The sequence below is a fragment of the Vogesella facilis genome (assembly GCF_042648525.1).
In the GTDB taxonomy this organism is placed as follows: domain Bacteria; phylum Pseudomonadota; class Gammaproteobacteria; order Burkholderiales; family Chromobacteriaceae; genus Vogesella; species Vogesella facilis.
In genome coordinates this window covers 159,699-179,792 of the sequence record NZ_JBHRXN010000030.1, presented here as the reverse complement: position 1 = coordinate 179,792, position 20,094 = coordinate 159,699, and the positions used below count along the sequence as shown (strand labels likewise).

The window sequence follows — 20,094 nt, the reverse complement described above, 5'->3', positions numbered from 1 at the left end:
GCTTGCCCGGGGGACGCAAGACGTGTGGCCAACGTGGCCGGTATCCCGCCGCGTTCACTGCAGCTGCGGGTAGCTCAGCAGCGCCAGATGCAGGCTGTTGAAGGCGCTATGCGCGACGATGGCCCAGCCCAGCTGGCCACTGGCGCGGTAGATCAGTGCATAGGCCAGGCCGGCCAGGCTGGCACACAGCAGCCACACCGGCCCGCCGCCGGCGTGGGCCAGGCCGAATAGCAGGCTGCACAATAGCAGGCGCGCCAGCGGCGGCCAGCTTGTCGGCAGCAGCTGCGGCAGCGCGCGGCGGAACAGCGCCTCCTCCGCCAGGCTGGTCAGCAGCAGGTTGCCGGCCAGCCAGTACGGCCACCAGCTCGGCCATTTCACATCGACACGCACCAGCCCCAGCAGTAGCGCAGCGGCCAAGGCTACGGCGAGCAACAGCAGCGCGGCGGCAAGCTGCGGCCAACGTTGGCCGCGAGGCTGCGGCCGCCATTCGGGGTACAGCCATAACAGCAGGCAGCCGGCCAACGCCTTGTCCAGGCCCCAGCGCAGCAGGTAGGGGCTGCTGTCGGCGGCCAGCTGGCCATGCCACAGCGTCAGGGTGGGGAAGCCCGGCAGCAGGTGCAGACCCAGTGCCAGCGCGATGGCCAGCAGCCCGCCGCGGGCTAGTGCCGGCTGGCGCCGCTGCCAGTACAGCAGTGCCGTGGTCAGCAGTAGCGGCGGGATGGCGGCCGCGCCGAGCAGCCTGGCCATGGCGGCGAGCGGCAGGCAGGCCGCCAGCAGCCAGGCGGCCGCACGGCGGCGGCTGGCCAGCAACAGCAGCGCAGTGGCGGCCAGCAGGGCGAAAGCGAGCTGTTGCGGCAGGCTGAGGGCGGGCATGGCGGCTTATTCCGGCAGGCAAGAAAAAACCGCCAAGCTAGCTTGGCGGTTTGTCATGTCGAGGCAGCTCAGGCCAGCTTGCCGTGGCACTGCTTGTAACGTTGGCCGCTGCCGCACGGGCAGGGGTCGTTGCGGCCAACGCGCAGGCCCTGCGCCGCCAGCGCGTCCGGCGAGAACGGGTTGCCCTCGTCCGCCACCGCCGACGGCAGCTCGTCGTGGTGCAGCTCCATGCCGGCCACTTCGTGCGGTGCCACCGCTTCCAGGTCGGCATCGCTGCGCACCTGCACCGTCATCAGCACGCTGACCACGCTGTGCTTGATGCGATCGAGCATGGCGGAGAACAGCTCGAACGCCTCGCGCTTGTATTCCTGCTTCGGGTTCTTCTGCGCATAGCCGCGCAGGTGGATGCCCTGGCGCAGGTGATCCATCGCTGCCAGGTGCTCGCGCCAGGTGTTGTCCAGCATCTGCAGCACCAGGCCATGCTCGAACTGCTGCATCTGCTCGGCGCCGACGGCGGCCACCTTCTCGGCGTAGCTGGCGGTCGCCTGCTCCAGAATGCGCTGCTTGATGTCCGGGATGTCCAGCGTCTGCTCGGCCTGCAGCCAGGCGGCTACCGGTGCCTGCAGCTGGAATTCGGCTTCCAGCGCGCGCTCCAGCCCGGCCAGATCCCACTGTTCTTCCATCGACTCCGGCGGTAGGTGCAGGTCCACCAGGTCGGACAGCACGCCGTCACGCATATTGCTGACGATGGCGGACACATCCTGGTCTTCCAGAATCTCGTTGCGCTGCTGGTAGATCACCTTGCGCTGGTCGTTGGCAACGTCGTCGTATTCCAGCAGCTGCTTGCGGATGTCGAAGTTGCGGCCTTCCACCTTGCGCTGCGCGTTCTCGATGGAGCGCGACACCCACGGATGCTCGATGGCCTCGCCGTCCGGCATCTTCAGCTTGTCCATGATCATCGCCACGCGTTCGCCGGCGAAGATGCGCAGCAGCGGGTCTTCCAGCGACAGGTAGAAGCGGCTGGCGCCCGGGTCACCCTGACGGCCGGCACGGCCGCGCAGCTGGTTGTCGATGCGGCGCGATTCGTGGCGTTCGGTGCCGATGATGTACAGGCCGCCGGCGGTCAGCACCGCCTCGTGGCGCTGCTTCCATTCGCTGCGGATGGCGTCGATGCGGGCGGCCTTGTCGGCGTCGGACAGCGACTCATCGCTTTCCACCGCCTTGATCTGCGGTTCCGGGTTGCCGCCCAGCACGATGTCGGTACCGCGGCCGGCCATATTGGTGGCCACGGTGATCACGCCGGGGCGACCGGCCTGCACCACGATGTCGGCTTCGCGCGCATGTTCCTTGGCGTTGAGCACGTTGTGCTGCAGGTCGGCCTGGGTCAGCAGCTGCGATACCAGCTCGGAGTTCTCGATGCTGGTGGTGCCCACCAGTACCGGCTGGCCGCGGGCGATGCAGTCCTTGATGTCGCCGATGATGGCGTTGTACTTCTCGCGCGCCGAGCGGTAGATCTTGTCCTGGTGATCCTGGCGCACCATCGGGCGGTTGGTCGGAATCACCACGGTTTCCAGCGCGTAGATGTTCTGGAATTCGTAGGCTTCGGTGTCGGCGGTGCCGGTCATGCCGGACAGCTTGCCGTACAGGCGGAAGTAGTTCTGGAAGGTGATCGACGCCAGCGTCTGGTTCTCGCGGTTGATCTGCACGCCTTCCTTGGCTTCCACTGCCTGGTGCAGGCCGTCGGACCAGCGGCGGCCGGCCATCAGGCGGCCGGTGAATTCGTCGACGATCACCACTTCGCCGTCCTGCACCACGTAGTGCTGGTCGAGGTGGAACAGCGCGTGCGCCTTCAGCGCGGCGCCCAGGTGGTGCATCAGGGTGATGTTGGCCGCGGAGTACAGGCTGTCGCCGTCGCCCAGCAGGCCCATGCTGGCCAGGATCTGTTCGGCGTGTTCGTGGCCGGCTTCGGACAGCAGCACGCTGTGCGCCTTCTCGTCCACCCAGTAGTCGCCTTCGCCTTCCTCGGTTTCCTGCTTGCTCAGCAGCGGCGGCACCGCGTTCATCGCGCGGTACATGTCGACGTTGTCTTCGGCCGGGCCGGAGATGATCAGCGGCGTGCGTGCCTCGTCGATCAGGATGGAGTCCACTTCATCCACCACGGCGTAGGCCAGCGGACGCTGCACCTTCTCGTCGATGCTGAACACCATGTTGTCGCGCAGGTAGTCGAAGCCGAACTCGTTGTTGGTGCCGTAGGTGATGTCGCAGGCGTAGGCCTGCTGTTTCAGGTCGTGCGGCATCTGCGACAGGTTCACCCCCACCGACAGGCCGAGGAAGTTGTACAGCTTGCCCATGATGCCGGCGTCGCGGCTGGCCAGGTAGTCGTTGACGGTAATGACGTGCACGCCCTTGCCGGCCAGCGCGTTCAGGTACACCGGCAGGGTGCCGACCAGGGTCTTGCCCTCGCCGGTACGCATCTCGGCGATCTTGCCCTCGTGCAGCACCATGCCGCCGATCAGCTGTACGTCGAAGTGGCGCATGCCCAGTGCGCGGCGCGAGGCCTCGCGGCAGACGGCAAACGCTTCCGGCAGCAAGGCGTCCAGTGTCTCGCCCTTGGCGTGGCGCTCCCGGAATTCGGCGGTCTTGGCGGCCAACTGCTCGTCGGACAGCGCTTTCATCGCGTCTTCCATGCCGTTGATGCGGGCGACAACCTGGCGGTACTGCTTGAGCAGTCGATCGTTGCGGCTGCCGAATACTTTCTTGAGGAGCGACGAAATCATCTTGTGGACATCCAGCGGCCAGCGGCCGAATCGAAAAATGGGCCAAAGTTTAACACAGGCGAATCCCCAGTTAATGGGGGCGACTTTGCAGCTAATCAAGAGCTGTGCTATCGGGCAGGGCGCCGGGCGCGGCGGCAACGCGGCGGCGAGCACGGCTGGCGGGCATTTGGGCTACACTGCAGGCCGATTGTTTCGTCTTGTATCCACATGAGCAGCCAACTCTTCAGCCACTTCGGCAAGAAGGACCAGCAACTGGCCGACCTGACCGCCGCGGCGCAGGCCATTCTGCTGCTGGACCGCGCCTTCAAGCGCCTGCTGCCCGGCCGCCTGGGCGAGCAGTGCCAGGTGGCCTGCGTGCGCGGCGGCGAGCTGGTGGTGTTCGCCCACAACAGCACCGTGGCGGCACGGCTGCGGCTGCTGGGCAACAGCGTGGTGGCGCCGCTGGCGCGCCAGGGCTACCCGCTGAGCAGCCTGCGGGTGAAAGTGCTGCCCACCCCGCCGCGCAAGCCGCGGCAGAAATCCTTCGCCCTGTCCGAGGCCGGCATCGACGCCTTTGCCCGCGCCGCCGACGAGGTGCGCAACCCGGTGGTGAAAGACGCGCTCAAGCGACTGTTGCGGCACCACAAGGGCTGACGCCCGCGCCGCCGTTGCGGCCATCTTGTTGTCATCCCTGCGCGGCAGCATGTCGCGTGCTGGCAAGCTTGTTGCATCACCGCCGGCACGGGTAAGCTGCCCGCCAGCAGCCGCAGAGCTGCCTTGCGCCAGATACGACGCCAGACGTCAACTGGCCCAGCCACCAGGGATACCGGAACGAAATGATTAGCTTGCATACCCATCCGCTGCGCCGCAGCCTCAACGACGAGGCGCACGCGCGGCCGCCGGTGGCGATACCGTCGCCGGCCAGACTCACCACCCTCACCCTGTTCTTCGACGATGCCGAGCTGGAGCAACGCGCCGCGATGCAGGATCTGGCCAGCCGCCTGGGCCTGCCGCAGCCGGAGCCGGGCCAGGTGCACTACACCGGCGTGGCCGGCGACCTCACCGTGCGCTGGGCGCTGCATACCGAGTTCGCGCGCTACAGCTTCGTGCTCAGCGGCGACTTCGTCGAGCCGTTCGAGCGTACCCCGCTGGACCGCCTGCCGGGCGACTGGCTGGGGCGCCTGCCCGGCGAGCTGATGGTGGCCACCCACGCGGTGCTGCTGCCGGCCGACCAGGAGGCGCCGGCGGCCGAGATCGCCCAGCGCTGGTTCGGCGGCCACGACCTGATCGGCGCCGAGATCGGCGACGGCAACGGCGTGGCCTACACCGACCTGCGCCTGCACCCGGACCCGCGGCTGGCGGAAGGCTTCAGCCGCTTCGTGCTGATCGACCGCGACATGGGGCCGTCGCAGTCCGGGCGCATGGTGCAGCGGCTGTTCGAGATGGAAACCTACCGCCTGCTGGCGCTGCTGGCCTTGCCGGAAGCCAAGCGCCAGATGCGCGAGCTGGATCGCCTCGGCACCCTGCTGCGGCGGGTGACGCTGCGCATGGCGCAGCAGCAGGGCCACGACGCCAGCATGCTGGACGAGCTCACCGACCTGTCGGCGCAGGGCGAGCAGCTGATCGCGCAGAGCCAGTACCGCTTCGCCGCCGCGCGCGCCTACTACCAGCTGGTGGGGCGCCGCATCGACGAGCTGCGCGAGCGCCGCCTGTCCGGGCTGCAGCCGTTCCACGAATTCATGGAGCGGCGGCTGGGGCCGGCGATGGAAACCTGCGCCACCGCGGTGCGGCGCCAGGAGCGGCTGATGACCCGGCTGCAGCGCAGCACCGCGTTGCTGCGCACGCGGGTGGAAGTGGTGCACGAGGAGCAGAACCGCGCGCTGCTGGCCAGCATGGACCGCCGCGCCGCGCTGCAGCTGCGGCTGCAGGAGACGGTGGAAGGGCTGTCGGTGGGGGTGCTCACCTACTACGCGGTGGGGCTGCTGGGCTATCTGTTCAAGGCCGGCAAGGCCGCCGGCCTGCACCTGAACGTGGAGCTGCTCACCGGGCTGGCGATTCCGCTGGTGGCGCTCACGGTGTGGCTGGGCATGCGGCGGGTGAAGCGCGGCCTGCAGCACTGAGCGACCGCTGAGGTAGACAACAGGGCCGGCGCATCGCGCCGGCCTTTTTGCCGGCCTGGGGCCAACGTTGGCCGCATAAAAAAAGACCGCCATCCCTCGATGATGGCAGTCCAAAGGAGCCGGCGGCACCAGGCCGCCTTGCTGTTACTACGGTTTCATCGCCTGGCGGATCTGCTCGATGCCGGCCGGGTCGTCCAGCGTGGTGAGGTCGCCCGGGTCGCGGCCTTCGGCCAGCGCCTGGATCGAGCGGCGCAGCACCTTGCCGGAGCGGGTCTTGGGCAGCTGGTTCACAAAGTACACCCGTGCCGGGTTGGCGATCGCCCCCAGCTGCGCCGCCACCTGCGCGATCACCTCTTTCTCCAGCTGGCTGCGGCTGGCCGGGTCGTCCAGCAGCGCCGGGTTGCGCACCACCGCGAACGCCTTCGGCACCTGGCCCTTGAGGCTGTCTTCCACCCCCACTACCGCCACCTCGGCGATGGCGCTGTGGCTGCTGACCGCTTCCTCGATCTCGCGGGTGCCCAGCCGGTGGCCGGCGACGTTGATCACGTCGTCGGTGCGGCCGAGGATGGTGAAATAGCCGTCGGCGTCCTTGATGCCCCAGTCGAAGCTGGAATAGACCAGCTTGTCCGGGAACAGGCTGAAGTAGGTGTCGACGAAGCGCTGGTCCTGCTGCCAGATGGTGCTCATGCAGCCCGGCGGCAGCGGTGGCAGCACGCCGATCACGCCTTTTTCGCCGGGGCCGACTTCCTCGCCGGTGGCCTCGTTGAACAGGCGGACGTCGTAGCCGTACACCGGCAGGCCGGGGCTGCCGTATTTCACCGCCTTCGGTTCCACGCCGTTGCACAGCGTCAGCATCGGCCAGCCGGTTTCGGTCTGCCAGTAGTTGTCCAGCACCGGCACCTGCAGCTCGCCGGCGATCCAGCGCGCGGTCGGCTCGTCCAGCGGCTCGCCGGCCAGGAACAGCGCGCGCAGGCTGGACAGGTCGTATTTGTGCAGCCAGGCCGGGTCCTGCTTCTTCAGCACCCGCACCGCGGTGGGGGCGGAGAACATCACGCTGACGCGGTATTTCTCCACCAGCTGCCACCAGATACCCGGGTCGGGGTGCACCGGCAGCCCTTCGTACACCAGGGTGGTCATGCCGGTAAGCAGCGGCGCGTACACGATGTAGGAATGGCCCACCACCCAGCCGATGTCGGAGGTGGAGAAGAAGCATTCGCCCGGCTTGCCGCCATAGATGTATTCCATGCTGGCCGCCAGCGCCACCGCATAGCCGCCGGTATCGCGCTGCACGCCCTTGGGTTTGCCGGTGGTGCCGGAAGTGTACAGGATGTAGCTGGGGTGGCTGGACTCCACCCATTCCACCTCGGCGCGGTCGTTCAGGTGCTGCTCGCGCAGGCTGTCGTAGTCCAGGTCGCGGCCCGGTTTCATCATCGGCGCCTCGGCCAGCCCGCGGTTCACCAGGATCACCTTGTCCGGTGCGGCGCTGCCGGCCAGCGCCAGCGCCTCGTCCACCAGTGGCTTGTACGGAATCAGCTTGCCACCGCGCAGGCCGGCGTCGGCGGTCACCATCACCTTCGGCGCGGCGTCTTCGATACGGGTGGCCAGGCTGGCGGAGGCGAAGCCGCCGAACACCACCGAGTGGATGGCACCCAGCCGCACGGTGGCCAGCATGGCGAACACGGCTTCCGGAATCATCGGCATGTAGATCAGCACCCGGTCGCCTTTTTGCACCCCCTGCGCCTGCAGGATGGCGGCGAAGCGCGCCACCTCGGCGTGCAGTTCGCGGTAGCTGTAGCTGGTCTCGATGCCGGTTTCGGTGGACACATAGGCCAGCGCGGTCTGCTCCGGTCGCTCGGCCAGGTGGCGGTCCACCGCGTTGTAGCACAGGTTGGTCAGCCCGCCGGCGAACCACTGCCGGAACGGCGGCTGCTCGTAGGCCAGCACCTGCTCGCATGGCCGCTGCCAGTGGATGCGCTTGGCCTGTTCGCCCCAGAACGCTGCGGGTTGTTCGATGGAATGGCGGTGGAACGCCTGGTAATTCGCCATGTCGGGAGTCTCCTGGTTGTGCCGCGCGGTGGGGACGCTGTTTTTATCAAGCGGTTGCTTGTCGGACAAAGTAAGGGCAGCGGTGGCGCGTGGTCAATGCCGGGCTGGCGCAAGGCGGCGGGCAGGGCGGCAAAGCGTTGTACAAATCCCGATAAAGCAGGCACTTGCCGCGCGGCGGCGGTCGGGCGGCGCGCGGCCGGGCGGCGATAAACACTGGCCGGCAGCGCCCGCTTTGCAGTACCCTGCCATGCATAACAACCGCCGCCGTTGCAGGACAAGACCATGGACATCAAGCATTACATGAACGTAGTCGGCCAGGCCGCCCGCAAGGCCAGCCGTGCGCTGGCCCGCGCCGACAGCAACCAGAAAAACAAGGCACTGCATGCCATCGCCGACGCCATCGAGCGCGAGCTGGAGCGGCTGATTGCGGCCAACATGCAGGACCTGGCCGCCGCGCGCCAGAACGGCCTGGACGAGGCGCTGATCGACCGCCTGACGCTGTCGGAGAAAACCGCGCGCGGCATGGCCGAGGGCTTGCGCCAGATCGCCGCGCTGCCGGACCCGGTCGGCGAGATGAACGACTTCACCTACCGCCCGTCCGGCATCCAGCTCGGCAAGATGCGCGTGCCGCTGGGGGTGGTGGGCATCATCTACGAGGCGCGGCCGAATGTGACCGCCGACGCCGCCGGGCTGTGCCTGAAATCCGGCAACGCGGTGATCCTGCGCGGCGGTTCCGAGGCCTTCCACAGCAACCAGGCGATTGCCGCCTGCGTGCACGAGGGTCTGCGCGTGGCCGAGCTGTCGCCGCACGCGGTACAGGTGCTGGAAACCACCGACCGCGCCGCGGTGGGCGAGCTGATCACCATGAGCGAATACGTCGACGTAATCGTGCCGCGTGGCGGCAAGGGCCTGATCGCGCGCATCAGCCAGGAGGCGCGGGTGCCGGTGATCAAGCACCTAGACGGCAACTGCCACGTCTACATCGACGACACCGCCAACCCGGACAAGGCGTTCAACATCGCGCTGAACGCCAAGACCCACCGCTACGGCACCTGCAACACCATGGAAACCCTGCTGGTGCACACCGCGTTTGCCGAGTTCATCCTGCCCAGGTTGGCCGCGGCATACTGGGAGAAGGGCGTCGAGCTGCGCGGCTGCGAGCGCACCCGCGGCATCCTCGGCGAGCAGGTGGTCGCGGCGACCGAGGCGGACTGGGAAACCGAATACCTGGCGCCGATCCTGGCCATCAAGGTAGTGGGCGGCATCGACGATGCCATCGAGCACATCAACCACTACGGCAGCCACCACACCGATGCCATCGTCACCGACGACTACGGCCGCGCGCGCCGCTTCCTGCGCGAGGTGGATTCCGCCAGCGTGATGGTGAATGCCAGCACCCGCTTCGCCGACGGCTTCGAGTACGGCCTGGGCGCCGAGATCGGCATCTCCACCGACAAGATCCACGCCCGCGGCCCGGTGGGCCTGCTCGGCCTCACCAGCCAGAAGTGGGTGGTGCTCGGCGACGGCCAGATCCGCAGCTAAACCGCGCCGCCTGCCTTGCGCACCACACCCCGCCGGCCGGCGGGGTTTTTCACATCCGCCACGCCTGGAGTCGCCCGATGCCGCACAGCATGCTCATCTCGCCGGATTCCCGCTTCAGCCTGCCGCAGCAGGTGGAGGCGGTGTGCATCAAGCTGGTGGCGCGCCGCGGGCTGGTGGCCGGCTTGTCGGCGCCCAGCGCCGCCATCCTGCTGCACTTCGTGCTGGACGCGGAAGGCGTGCTGGCGCAGGTGCCGTTCTGGCCGTGGTTCGCCGTGCTGTGCCTGGCCTTGTTCCAGCAACTGCTGCTGGATGCCTGGGTGCTGGTGCACAAGCCGGATGCGCGCATGCTGCAACGTTGGCCGCAGCTCAATGCCGCCAGCCTGGCGCTGGTCGGCCTGGCCTGGGGCAGCGCCGCCTGGTGGCTGCAGTCCGCGTCGCCGCTGTGCAGCATGATGCTGTACCTGGTGCTGGCGGCGGTGGGCGCGCTGGCGATGATCGTGCAGGCGGCATTCATGCTGGCGGTGGTCAGCTTCGAGCTGGCGCTGCTGCTGCCGGGCATGCTGCACGGCCTGGGCAGCAGCGAGCGCATGGCGCACTACATCGGCGTGGCCAGCCTGCTGTACTTCGGCCTGCTGTGGCTGTACGGCTGGGTGGTGCACCGCCAGCTGCGCCACGGCGTGCGTGCCAGCGTGCAGGCGGTGCTGCTGAACGAAGACCTGATGGCGGCCAACGTGCGCGCCGCCAATGCGCTGCAGGCGCTCAAGCGTGAGCACCAGCAGCTGCAGCAGGCGCTGCAGACCATCGAGCGCATGGCGCACGTCGACGAGCTGACCCAGCTGCCCAACCGCCGCGCGGCGATGGCCGAACTCAAGCGGCTGGTGCAGGCCGATGCGGCGGCGGCGCTGGTGTTACTGGATGTCGATCACTTCAAGCAGGTAAACGACACCTACGGCCACCATGCCGGCGACGCGGTGCTGCGCGGCCTGGCCGAGCGGCTGCTGGCCTGTCTGCGCCAGGACGACCTGCTGGCGCGCTTCGGCGGCGAGGAATTCGTGCTGATCCTGCCCGCCACCGCGCCGGCCGATGCCTGCCTGCTGGCGCAGCGGCTGTGCGACACCCTGGCGGCTGAACCCTTGCCGGTGGAGGGCGCCAGCCTGCGGGTCACCGCCTCGTTCGGCGTCACCGCGCATCGCGGCGGCGAGGCGTTGCACGGCTGGCTGGCGCGCGCCGACGAGGCGATGTACCAGTCCAAGCACGCCGGGCGCAACCGGGTGACGCTACTGGCGTGAGGTGTTGGCCGCAGGCCACAGCGCGCGGCCATTTTCCCGCCTGATCAATATATTTAACAGCAATGTTCCGCATGGCGGAACGTTGTGCTTGCCTGCGAAACTGTATCGCGCATAATCGCAGCAAGCGCGGCGCAGTTCGCACCGTGAATTTGATCAGGAGTCCGTCTGATGCAGCATCCCGTACCCAGCGCCGAACAAGCGCAGTGGCTCAGCGCCAGTGGCGTGCGTGACGTCGAGCTGGCGTTTGCCGATGTCACCGGTTTTGCGCGCGGCAAAACCCTGCCGAGCAAGGCCTTCATCCAGGGCCAGCCGCTGCGCATCGCCCGCGCGGTGGCGATCCAGAGCTGTATCGGCGAGTTTCCGGATTACCGCTACTACGGCGAGAACGACCCGGACGTGCTGCTGCTGCCGGACATGAGCACCCTGCGCCCGGTGCCGTGGGCGAACACCCCGCGCGCGCTGGTGCTGTGCGACAACGTCGACCACGACGGCAGCCTCAGCCCGCTGGCGCCGCGCAGCGCGCTCAAGGCGGTGCTGGCGCGCTATGCCGCCCGCGGCTGGACGCCGGTGGTGGCGCCGGAGCTGGAGTTCTACCTGTTCGCGCCGGACGCCGACGCCGATGCGCCGTTCCAGAATCCGGCGCTGCGCGGCGGCCGCCGCGAGCAGGGCTTCGACTCGTTCAGCTTCAGCACCCTCAACGACCACGAAGCCTTCTTCGACGACATCTACCGCGGCTGCGAGCAACTGGGCATCCACACCGATACCTGGGTACACGAGATGGGCCCCAGCCAGTTCGAGATCAACCTCAAGCACGGCGATGCGCTGGCGCTGGCCGACCAGACCTTCCTGTTCAAGACCCTGCTGAAGGAAACCGGCCTGCGCCACGGCCTGCGCGTGGTGTGCATGGCCAAGCCGCTGGCCGGCCAGCCCGGCAGCTCGATGCACATCCACCAGAGCGTGGTCGACGGCAACGGCCGCAATGTGTTCAGCCAGCCGAACGGCGAGGGCAGCCATGCCTTCCTGCACTACCTCGCCGGCCTGCAGCGCTACCTGCCGCAGCTGATGCCGCTGTATTGCCCCAGCCCCAACTCCTTCCGCCGTTTCGTCAAAGGCTTGGCCGCACCGGTCAACCTCAGCTGGGGCATCGACAACCGCTCGGTGGGGCTGCGGGTGCCGGTATCCGGGCCGGAAGCACGACGGGTGGAAAATCGCCTGCCGGGCTGCGATGCCAACCCCTACCTGGCGCTGGCCGCCAGCCTGGGCGCCGGCCTGCTGGGGGTGGAGGAAGAGCTGCAGCCCACCGCCGCCGCCGAGGGCAATGTGTTCAACCAGCAGCTGGATGCGCCGGAACTGCCGGCCACGCTGGAGGCGGCACTGGCCGCCCTGCGCGGCGGCGACGCCTGTAGCCGGCTGTTCGGCGCCGAATTCGCCGCCGCCTATGCCGCGGTGAAGGAAGTGGAGCTGGCCAGCTTCCAGGGCGAGATCAGCGCCTGGGAGCGGCGCTACCTGGCCACGCTGGCGTAAGCGCCGCGCAGCCTGCCGGCCATACCGCCGGCAGGCTGTTTTCATGCGCCAGACGCCGGCCGGGCCATGGCGCAAACGCAGGCAGGGCCGGCATTGTCCATGCTGTTGGCGTAGCCTGGCGTGGCAATGCCAAGCTATAGCAAAACGATATATCTACTAGTTAGCTATCCATATTTTGCAGGGTGAGCAGTCGGCCGATACTGCCGCCATGCAGACACCAATTCCTACCCTGTTCATGCGCGGCGGCACGTCGCGCGGGCCGTTCTTCAAGGCAGCCGATCTGCCGGCCGACGAGGCACTGCGCAACCGCGTGCTGCTGGCGGTGATGGGCTCGCCTGACCGGCGCCAGATCGACGGCCTGGGCGGCGCCAACCCGCTGACCAGCAAGGTGGGCATCGTCGACCTGGGCAGCGAGCCGGGCATCGACCTGACCTTCCTGTTTGCGCAGGTCACGCCGGACAAGGACACGGTCGACACCACCCCCAACTGCGGCAATATGCTGGCCGCGGTGGTGCCGTTCGCGCTGGAAACCGGGCTGCTGCAGCCGCAGGGCGCAACCAGCACCTTCCGCGTGCTGACGCTGAACACCGGCATGGCCTGCGACGTGACCGTGGAGACCCCGAACGGCCAGGTGCGCTACGACGGCGACGCGCGCATCGACGGCGTGCCGGGCAGCGCGGCGCCGATCACCATCAATTTCCTCGATACCGCCGGCTCGGTGTGCGCCGGCCTGCTGCCCACCGGCCAGGTGCGCGACACGGTGAGTGTGGCCGGCATCGGCGACATCGACGTCACCTGCATCGACAACGGCATGCCGCTGGTAATGCTGCGCGCCAGCGACGTTGGCCGCACTGGCTACGAGAGCGTGGCCGAACTGAATGCCGACGACGAACTGAAGAGCAAGCTGGAAGCACTGCGCCTGGTATGCGGCCAACGTATGGGCCTGGGCGACGTCAGCAAGAAAACCTATCCCAAGATGACGCTGATCGCGCCGCCGCGCGAACCCGGCGCCAGCCTCAGCACCCGCAGCTTCATCCCGCACGTGTGCCACGACGCCATCGGCGTGCTGGCGGCGGTGACCGTGGCCACCGCCTGCGTGCTGCAAGGCTCGATTACCGACGGCATCGCCCGCGTCGCCGCCGGCCAGCGCAAGGTGGTGTCGGTGGAACACCCCACCGGTGAATTCTCGGTAGAGCTGGAAACCGATGCGGCCAACCCGCAGAACGTTACCCGCGCCGCCCTGCTGCGCACCGCGCGGCTGATCATGCGCGGTGAAGTGATGGTGCCCGTCGCCGTTTGGGACGGGCAGCAGTAAGCCCCGGACACACACACATCGTCTGCGCGGCGTCGTTGCGAATAACAGAGAGCGACAACGACCCGCGCCGGCAGCTCCGCAGGGCAAGGCAGTTTTCCCTAGGCGCCACAGAGCGCTACTACTAGAAACAACACAACGTTGGAGAGATTCATGTCACAGCAATCCGTTGATGTGCAGTCGTTTATCGACCGGCACCCGTTTTCCCCGTTCCAGTGGTTCGTGTTCGCGCTGTGCTTCTGCATCGTGCTGCTGGACGGTTTCGATACCGCCGCCATCGGCTATGTGGCGCCGTCGCTGCTGAAGGAGTGGGGCATCGCCAAACCGGCGCTGGGCCCGGTGCTCAGCGCGGCGCTGTTCGGCCTCGCCGCCGGCGCCTTGTCCGCCGGCCCGCTGGCCGACCGCCTGGGCCGCAAGAAGGTGCTGGTGGCCTCGGTGTTCGTGCTCGGCCTGTTCACCTATCTGTCGTCGCACGCCGACACGCTGCAGCACCTCACCGTGCTGCGCTTCATCACCGGCGTCGGCCTGGGCGCAGCGATGCCCAACGCGGTGACGCTGATGAGCGAATTCTGCCCCACGCCGCGCCGCGCGCTGCTGACCAATGCCATGTTCTGCGGCTTTCCGCTGGGCGCGGCGCTGGGCGGCTTCCTGGCTGCGTGGATGATCCCGCAGTGGGGCTGGCGCAGCGTGTTCGAAGTCGGCGGCATCGTGCCGCTGCTGCTGGTGGTGCTGCTGCTGGCGGTGCTGCCGGAATCGGTGCGCTACATGGTGGCCAAGGGCCAGCCGCGCGAACGCATCGCCGCCGCACTGGCACGCATCTCGGCCTCCGCCCGTGACATCCCGGCCTTCCACCAGCGCGAAACCCGGCAGGAAGTGGCCGGCAAGAGCGGCCTGGGCGTGGTGCTGTCGCCGGCCTACCGCACCGGTTCGCTGATGCTGTGGCTGGCCTACTTCATGGGCCTGGTGATCTTCTACGGCGTCATCAACTGGATGCCGGTGCTGTTCAAGGAAGGCGGCATCGACCCGAAAGTGGCGATGCAGATTGCCGCGCTGTTCCCGCTGGGCGGCATCGGCGCCGTGTTCTGCGGCTGGCTGATGGACCGCTTCAACGCCGACCGCATCATCGCCATCGGCTTCGTGCTCACCGCGGTGTCCATTTACGCCATCGGCCAGGTGGTGGGCAATGTCGGCCTGCTGATGGTGGTGGTGTTCGTCGCCGGCACCATCATGAACACCGCGCAATCGTCGCTGCCGGCGCTGGCCGCCGGTTTCTACCCCACCCAGGGCCGCGCCACCGGCGTGTCGTGGATGCTGGGCATCGGCCGCTTCGGCGGCATCGCCGGCTCCTTCCTGGTGGCCGAGCTGACCCGCCGCCATCTCGGTTTCGACCAGGTGTTCCTGGTGCTGGCCATCCCCGGCCTGATCGCCGCCGCCGCGCTGTTCATCAAGCACCGCGCGCACCCGGAGACGGGCGACAAGCCGGCGGTGTCTGCCACGCTGGGGCATTAAGCCAGCAGCTGTATTGCGATGCGGGGCCGGCCAGTGGCCGCCCGCGGTAACCGACCCACGCGGTCCCGCCTGTTTCAGGAGTAAAAGCATGATCATCGACATCCACGGCCACTACACCACCGCGCCCAAGGCGCTGGAAGACTGGCGCAAACGCCAGGTCGACAACCTGGCCACCCCCGAGCTGGGGCCGAAAGTCTCCGAGCTGCAGATCAGCGACGACGAGCTGATCGACACCATCGAAAGCAACCAGCTGCGGCTGATGAAGCAGCGCGGCGCCGACCTGACCATCTTCAGCCCGCGCGCCAGCTTCATGGCGCACCACATCGGCGACTTCAACACCTCGGCCACCTGGGCGGCGATCTGCAACGAGCTGTGCTACCGCGTGGCGCAGCTGTTCCCGGAGCACTTCATCGGCGCGGCGATGCTGCCGCAAAGCCCGGGCGTGGCTCCGGCCAGCTGCATCTCGGAGCTGGAAAAGTGCGTCAACGATTACGGCTTTGTCGGCATCAACCTCAACCCGGACCCGTCCGGCGGCCACTGGACCAGCCCGCCGCTGTCCGACAAGCAGTGGTACCCGATCTACGAAAAGATGGTGGAGTACGACATCCCGGCGATGATCCACGTCTCCACCAGCTGCAACTGCGCGTTCCACACCACCGGCGCGCACTACCTGAACGCCGACACCACCGCCTTCATGCAGTGCCTGACCTCGGACCTGTTCCGCGACTTCCCGACGCTGAAGTTCGTGATCCCGCACGGTGGCGGCGCAGTGCCGTACCACTGGGGCCGTTTCCGCGGCCTGGCGCAGGAGCTGAAAAAGCCGCTGCTCAAGGATCACCTGCTGAACAATATCTTCTTCGACACCTGCGTCTACCACCAGCCGGGCATCGACCTACTGACCCGCGTGATTCCGGTGGACAACGTGCTGTTCGCCTCCGAGATGATCGGCGCCGTGCGCGGCATCGACCCGGAAACCGGCCACTACTACGACGACACCAAGCGCTACATCGAGGCGGCCAAGCTGACCGCCGACGAGCGCCAGCAGATCTACGAAGGCAATGCCCGCCGCGTGTATTCGCGTCTGGACGCAGCACTGAAGGCCAAGGGCAAGTAAGGACACCACGATGACACAAGCCATGAACCAACTGGGTATCGTCAAACGCAACATCGAGCGTGCCGATCCGAAAGCCGTCGCCAAGCTGTCCTGCTTCGGCGTGGCCACCATTCACGAAGCCATGGGCCGCGTCGGCCTGATGAAACCGTATATGCGCCCGGTGTACCGCGGCGCCAAGATCTGCGGCACCGCCGTGACCGTGCTGCTGCAGCCGGGCGACAACTGGATGATGCACGTGGCCGCCGAACAGCTGCAGCCGGGCGATGTGGCGGTGGCCGCCTGCACCACCGACAACGAGGACGGCTTCTTCGGCGACCTGCTGGCCACCAGCTTCCAGGCACGCGGCGCCAAGGGGCTGATCATCGACGGCGGCGTGCGCGACGTGGAAGAACTGGAACAGATGGGCTTCCCGGTATTCAGCCGCGCCATCAACGCCAAGGGCACCATCAAGGCCACGCTGGGTTCGGTGAACATCCCGGTGATCTGTGCCGGCGCACTGGTGAACCCGGGCGACGTGGTGATTGCCGACGTGGACGGCGTGGTGGTAGTACCGGCGGCGATTGCGCAGCAGGTGGCCGATGCCGCCGAGAAGCGCGAGAGCTTCGAAGGCGAGAAGCGCGCCAAGCTGGCCGCCGGCGTGCTGGGCCTCGACATGTACCAGATGCGCGAGCCGCTGGAAAAAGCCGGTCTGCGTTACATCGACTGACACGGCGCCACGCCGCAAGGTTGGCCGCATGCGGCCAACCTTTAGCTCAAGGACAGAATCATGCAATTTCAGAAAACCCCGGGCTGGCTGGACTGGTATCAGGGCCCGAGCCAACCCAAGTTCCAACTGCCGGCCGGCGCGGTGGATGCCCACTGCCACGTGTTCGGCCCCGGCGAGGAGTTCCCGTACGCGCCGGAACGCAAGTACACCCCGTGCGATGCCAGCAAGCAGCAGCTGTTTGCCTTGCGCGACCAGCTGGGCTTTGAGCGCAACGTGATCGTGCAGGCCACCTGCCACGGCGCCGACAACCGCGCGCTGCTGGACGCGCTGCTGCATTCCGACGGCAAGGCGCGTGGCGTGGCCACCGTGCGCCGCGACATCAGTGATGAACAACTGCAGGCGATGCACGACGCCGGCGTGCGCGGCGTGCGCTTCAACTTCGTCAAGCGGCTGGTGGATTTCACCCCCAAGGACGAGCTGATGGAGATCGCCGGCCGCATCGCCAAGCTGGGCTGGCACGTGGTGATCTACTTTGAAGCCGTGGACCTGCCGGAGCTGTGGGATTTCTTCAGCGGCCTGCCCACCACCGTGGTGGTGGACCACATGGGCCGCCCGGATGTGAGCAAGCCGCTGGACGGCCCGGAATTCGCGCTGTTCCTGCAGTTCATGCGCGACAACCCGAACGTGTGGAGCAAGGTAAGCTGCCCGGAGCGGCTGTCGCTGACCGGCCCCAAGGCGCTGGCTGGCGAACAGGCAGCCTATCGCGACGTGGTGCCGTTTGCGCGCCGCGTGGTGGAGGAGTTTCCGGATCGCGTGCTGTGGGGCACCGACTGGCCGCACCCCAACCTGAAAGACCACATGCCGGACGATGGCCTGCTGGTGGATTTCATCCCCCATATCGCGCCAACGCCGGAGCTGCAGCACAAGCTGCTGGTGGATAACCCGCTGCGCCTGTACTGGCCGGAACAAGTGAAAGGCTGAGCGATGTCGCTGCAAAAACCGTACAAGGACATTCCCGGCACCGTGATTTTCGATGCCGAGCAATCGCGGCTGGGCTACTGGCTGAACCAGTTCTGCATGTCGCTGATGAAGGCCGACAACCGCGCCCGCTTCAAGGCCGACGAGCGCGCCTATCTCGACGAGTGGGCAATGAGCGAGGAGCAGAAGCAGGCGGTGCTGGATCGCGATCTGAACCGCTGCATCGCGCTGGGCGGCAATATCTACTTCCTGGCCAAGATCGGCGCCACCGATGGCAAGAGCTTCCAGCAGATGGCCGGCAGCATGACCGGCATGACGGAAGAGGAATACCGCGACATGATGCTGGCCGGCGGCCGCTCCGCCGAGGGCAACCGCTACCCGGGCGAGGACGGCGATGCACAGCCGCAGCACCAGCCGCAGGGCAAGGCCGGGCAGGCAAACACTGGAGACAAGCACTGATGGCACGCATTACCGCATCCGTTTACACCTCGCACGTGCCGGCCATCGGCGCGGCGCTGGACCTGGGCAAGGCGCAGGAGCCGTACTGGCAGCCGGTGTTTGCCGGTTACGACTACGGCAAACAGTGGATCAAGGAACAGAAGCCGGACGTGATCTTCCTGGTCTACAACGACCACGCCACCGCCTTCAGCCTGGATTGCATTCCCACCTTCGCCATCGGCACCGCTGCCGAATTCCAGCCGGCCGATGAAGGCTGGGGCCCGCGCCCGGTGCCGGTGGTGAAAGGCCACCCGGAGTTGGCCGCACACATCGCGCAAAGCGTGATCCAGGACGACTTCGACCTCACCATCGTCAACAAGATGGACGTGGACCACGGCCTGACCGTGCCGCTGTCGCTGATGTTCGGCGAGCAGCACCCGCAGCAGGGCGCCTGGCCGTGCGCGGTGATCCCGTTCGCGGTGAACGTGGTGCAGTACCCGGTGCCGTCCGGCCGCCGCTGCTTCCAGCTGGGGCAGGCGATCCGCCGCGCGGTGGAATCGTTCAGCGGTGACCTGAACGTGCAGATCTGGGGCACCGGCGGCATGAGCCACCAGCTGCAGGGTCCGCGCGCCGGCCTGATCAACCGCGAGTGGGACAACGCCTTCCTCGACCAGCTGATCGCCGACCCGGCCGAACTGGCGCAGCTGCCGCACATCGATTACGTGCGCGAAGCCGGCTCCGAGGGCATCGAGCTGGTGATGTGGCTGATCGCGCGCGGCGCGATGGCGGACGTGGCCGGCGGCCCGGCGCCAGAGGTAAAGCAGCGCTTCTACCATGTGCCGGCGTCCAACACCGCCGTAGGCCATCTGATTCTGGAAAACCCGCGCTGAGGCCCGGCCTCGCGCAGCAGGAGACAATTCATGAGCAAAACCATCAAGGTTGCGCTGGCTGGCGCCGGCGCCTTCGGCATCAAGCATCTGGACGCCATCAAGAACATCGCCGGCGTGGAAGTGGTGTCGCTGGTTGGCCGCCGTTTTGATGCCACCAAGGAAGTGGCCGACAAGTACGGCATCCCCCATGTAGCCACCGATCTGGCCGACGCACTGGCGCTGCCGGAAGTGGACGCGGTGATCCTGTGCACCCCCACCCAGGTGCACGCCGCGCAGGCGCTGCAGTGCCTCAAGGCCGGCAAGCATGTGCAGGTGGAGATTCCGCTGGCCGACAGCCTGGCCGATGCCGAGGCGGTGGTAGCGCAGCAGCAGCAGAGCGGCCTGGTGGCGATGGTGGGGCATACCCGCCGCTTCAATCCCAGCCACCAGTATGTGCACCGCAAGGTGCAGGCCGGTGAATTCAACATCCAGCAGATGGATGTGCAGACCTACTTCTTCCGCCGCAGCAATATGAACGCGCTGGGCCAGGCGCGCAGCTGGACCGACCACCTGCTGTGGCACCATGCCGCCCACACCGTGGACCTGTTCGCCTACCAGGCCGGCAGTCCCATCGTGCAGGCCAATGCCATCCAGGGTCCGATCCACCCGGAACTGGGCATCGCCATGGACATGTCGATCCAGCTGAAGGCGGCCAACGGCGCCATCTGCACGCTCAGCTTGAGCTTCAACAACGACGGCCCGCTGGGGACGTTCTTCCGCTACATCGGCGATTCCGCCACCTACATCGCCCGCTACGACGATCTGTACAACGGCAAGGAAGAGCAGATCGACGTATCGAAAGTGGAGGTGTCGATGAACGGCATCGAGCTGCAGGACCGCGAATTCTTCGCCGCCATCCGCGAAGGCCGCCAGCCGAACGCCTCGGTCGCCTCGGTGCTGCCGTGCTACCAGGTGCTGGCCAAGCTGGAACAGCAGCTGAACGCTCATCTGTAAGACC

The 20,094-nt window shown here is 67.3% G+C and carries 16 protein-coding genes; 13 read left to right on the top strand and 3 right to left on the bottom strand.

What is annotated here, in order from left to right:
* Positions 1-54: 54 nt before the first annotated feature.
* Together ACFOLG_RS10635 and secA are read right to left on the bottom strand one after the other, a co-directional pair.
* Positions 55-873, bottom strand: a complete 819-nt coding sequence (locus ACFOLG_RS10635) for a CPBP family intramembrane glutamic endopeptidase (protein ID WP_386091545.1) — start codon at positions 871-873, stop codon at positions 55-57.
* A gap of 68 nt (positions 874-941) precedes the next feature.
* Positions 942-3,650, bottom strand: a complete 2,709-nt coding sequence (gene secA / locus ACFOLG_RS10630; protein WP_386091543.1) for a preprotein translocase subunit SecA — start codon at positions 3,648-3,650, stop codon at positions 942-944.
* Between the two features lie 207 nt (positions 3,651-3,857).
* Here secA and ACFOLG_RS10625 point away from each other — a divergent pair, with 207 nt between their 5' ends.
* Positions 3,858-4,283 carry a DciA family protein gene (locus tag ACFOLG_RS10625; RefSeq protein ID WP_386091541.1) on the top strand — a complete coding sequence of 142 codons (426 nt, stop codon included), beginning with the start codon at positions 3,858-3,860 and terminating at the stop codon, positions 4,281-4,283.
* A gap of 182 nt (positions 4,284-4,465) precedes the next feature.
* Positions 4,466-5,749, top strand: coding sequence for a DUF3422 family protein (locus ACFOLG_RS10620; protein WP_386091539.1), 1,284 nt, complete (start codon positions 4,466-4,468; stop codon positions 5,747-5,749).
* A gap of 147 nt (positions 5,750-5,896) precedes the next feature.
* Here ACFOLG_RS10620 and ACFOLG_RS10615 read toward each other — a convergent pair whose 3' ends face one another.
* Positions 5,897-7,864 carry a propionate--CoA ligase gene (locus ACFOLG_RS10615; protein WP_386091537.1) on the bottom strand — a complete coding sequence of 656 codons (1,968 nt, stop codon included), beginning with the start codon at positions 7,862-7,864 and terminating at the stop codon, positions 5,897-5,899.
* Between the two features lie 213 nt (positions 7,865-8,077).
* On the opposite strand from ACFOLG_RS10615, the gene ACFOLG_RS10610 reads away from it, so the two are divergent.
* The 11 genes from ACFOLG_RS10610 (at position 8,078) to ACFOLG_RS10560 (ending at position 20,090) form a co-directional block, all read left to right on the top strand.
* Positions 8,078-9,337 (top strand): glutamate-5-semialdehyde dehydrogenase, encoded by a 1,260-nt coding sequence (locus ACFOLG_RS10610; protein WP_386091535.1) that lies wholly within the window; start codon positions 8,078-8,080, stop codon positions 9,335-9,337.
* A gap of 77 nt (positions 9,338-9,414) precedes the next feature.
* Positions 9,415-10,626 carry a GGDEF domain-containing protein gene (locus ACFOLG_RS10605; RefSeq protein WP_386091533.1) on the top strand — a complete coding sequence of 404 codons (1,212 nt, stop codon included), beginning with the start codon at positions 9,415-9,417 and terminating at the stop codon, positions 10,624-10,626.
* A 168-nt stretch (positions 10,627-10,794) separates the two neighbouring features.
* A complete protein-coding gene (locus ACFOLG_RS10600; RefSeq protein WP_386091531.1) occupies positions 10,795-12,150 on the top strand; it encodes a glutamine synthetase family protein in 1,356 nt (451 codons plus the stop codon).
* Between the two features lie 208 nt (positions 12,151-12,358).
* Positions 12,359-13,465: a 4-oxalomesaconate tautomerase gene (locus ACFOLG_RS10595; protein WP_386091529.1), complete on the top strand. Its 1,107-nt coding sequence runs from the start codon at positions 12,359-12,361 to the stop codon at positions 13,463-13,465.
* 150 nt (positions 13,466-13,615) lie between these two features.
* Positions 13,616-14,971, top strand: coding sequence for an MFS transporter (locus ACFOLG_RS10590; protein ID WP_386091527.1), 1,356 nt, complete (start codon positions 13,616-13,618; stop codon positions 14,969-14,971).
* A gap of 88 nt (positions 14,972-15,059) precedes the next feature.
* On the top strand, positions 15,060-16,085 hold the full coding sequence (locus ACFOLG_RS10585; RefSeq protein ID WP_386091525.1) for an amidohydrolase family protein: 1,026 nt from the start codon (positions 15,060-15,062) through the stop codon (positions 16,083-16,085).
* Positions 16,086-16,107: 22 nt separating this feature from the next.
* The gene (gene ligK / locus ACFOLG_RS10580; RefSeq protein ID WP_386091523.1) at positions 16,108-16,791 is read left to right on the top strand and encodes a 4-carboxy-4-hydroxy-2-oxoadipate aldolase/oxaloacetate decarboxylase; all 684 of its coding nucleotides are present in this window, start codon (positions 16,108-16,110) and stop codon (positions 16,789-16,791) included.
* Positions 16,792-16,851: 60 nt separating this feature from the next.
* On the top strand, positions 16,852-17,772 hold the full coding sequence (locus tag ACFOLG_RS10575; protein WP_386091521.1) for an amidohydrolase family protein: 921 nt from the start codon (positions 16,852-16,854) through the stop codon (positions 17,770-17,772).
* Between the two features lie 3 nt (positions 17,773-17,775).
* Complete coding sequence (ligA, locus tag ACFOLG_RS10570; protein WP_386091519.1) at positions 17,776-18,228, top strand: protocatechuate 4,5-dioxygenase subunit alpha; 453 nt, start codon at positions 17,776-17,778, stop codon at positions 18,226-18,228.
* The gene (locus tag ACFOLG_RS10565; RefSeq protein ID WP_386091517.1) at positions 18,228-19,097 is read left to right on the top strand and encodes a class III extradiol dioxygenase subunit beta; all 870 of its coding nucleotides are present in this window, start codon (positions 18,228-18,230) and stop codon (positions 19,095-19,097) included. Before ligA ends, ACFOLG_RS10565 begins: the two co-directional genes overlap by 1 nt.
* Before the next feature lie 30 nt (positions 19,098-19,127).
* Positions 19,128-20,090, top strand: coding sequence for a Gfo/Idh/MocA family oxidoreductase (locus ACFOLG_RS10560; protein WP_386091516.1), 963 nt, complete (start codon positions 19,128-19,130; stop codon positions 20,088-20,090).
* Positions 20,091-20,094: the final 4 nt, after the last annotated feature.

What these genes read in the sequence shown, in the direction of transcription:
- ACFOLG_RS10635 (WP_386091545.1), bottom strand. Translation starts at nt 873, where the DNA reads ATGCCCGCCCTCAGCCTGCCGCAACAGCTCGCTTTCGCCCTGCTGGCC.
- secA (WP_386091543.1), bottom strand. Translation starts at nt 3,650, where the DNA reads ATGATTTCGTCGCTCCTCAAGAAAGTATTCGGCAGCCGCAACGATCGA.
- ACFOLG_RS10625 (WP_386091541.1), top strand. Translation starts at nt 3,858, where the DNA reads ATGAGCAGCCAACTCTTCAGCCACTTCGGCAAGAAGGACCAGCAACTG.
- ACFOLG_RS10620 (WP_386091539.1), top strand. Translation starts at nt 4,466, where the DNA reads ATGATTAGCTTGCATACCCATCCGCTGCGCCGCAGCCTCAACGACGAG.
- ACFOLG_RS10610 (WP_386091535.1), top strand. Translation starts at nt 8,078, where the DNA reads ATGGACATCAAGCATTACATGAACGTAGTCGGCCAGGCCGCCCGCAAG.
- ACFOLG_RS10605 (WP_386091533.1), top strand. Translation starts at nt 9,415, where the DNA reads ATGCCGCACAGCATGCTCATCTCGCCGGATTCCCGCTTCAGCCTGCCG.
- ACFOLG_RS10600 (WP_386091531.1), top strand. Translation starts at nt 10,795, where the DNA reads ATGCAGCATCCCGTACCCAGCGCCGAACAAGCGCAGTGGCTCAGCGCC.
- ACFOLG_RS10595 (WP_386091529.1), top strand. Translation starts at nt 12,359, where the DNA reads ATGCAGACACCAATTCCTACCCTGTTCATGCGCGGCGGCACGTCGCGC.
- ACFOLG_RS10590 (WP_386091527.1), top strand. Translation starts at nt 13,616, where the DNA reads ATGTCACAGCAATCCGTTGATGTGCAGTCGTTTATCGACCGGCACCCG.
- ACFOLG_RS10585 (WP_386091525.1), top strand. Translation starts at nt 15,060, where the DNA reads ATGATCATCGACATCCACGGCCACTACACCACCGCGCCCAAGGCGCTG.
- ligK (WP_386091523.1), top strand. Translation starts at nt 16,108, where the DNA reads ATGAACCAACTGGGTATCGTCAAACGCAACATCGAGCGTGCCGATCCG.
- ACFOLG_RS10575 (WP_386091521.1), top strand. Translation starts at nt 16,852, where the DNA reads ATGCAATTTCAGAAAACCCCGGGCTGGCTGGACTGGTATCAGGGCCCG.
- ligA (WP_386091519.1), top strand. Translation starts at nt 17,776, where the DNA reads ATGTCGCTGCAAAAACCGTACAAGGACATTCCCGGCACCGTGATTTTC.
- ACFOLG_RS10565 (WP_386091517.1), top strand. Translation starts at nt 18,228, where the DNA reads ATGGCACGCATTACCGCATCCGTTTACACCTCGCACGTGCCGGCCATC.
- ACFOLG_RS10560 (WP_386091516.1), top strand. Translation starts at nt 19,128, where the DNA reads ATGAGCAAAACCATCAAGGTTGCGCTGGCTGGCGCCGGCGCCTTCGGC.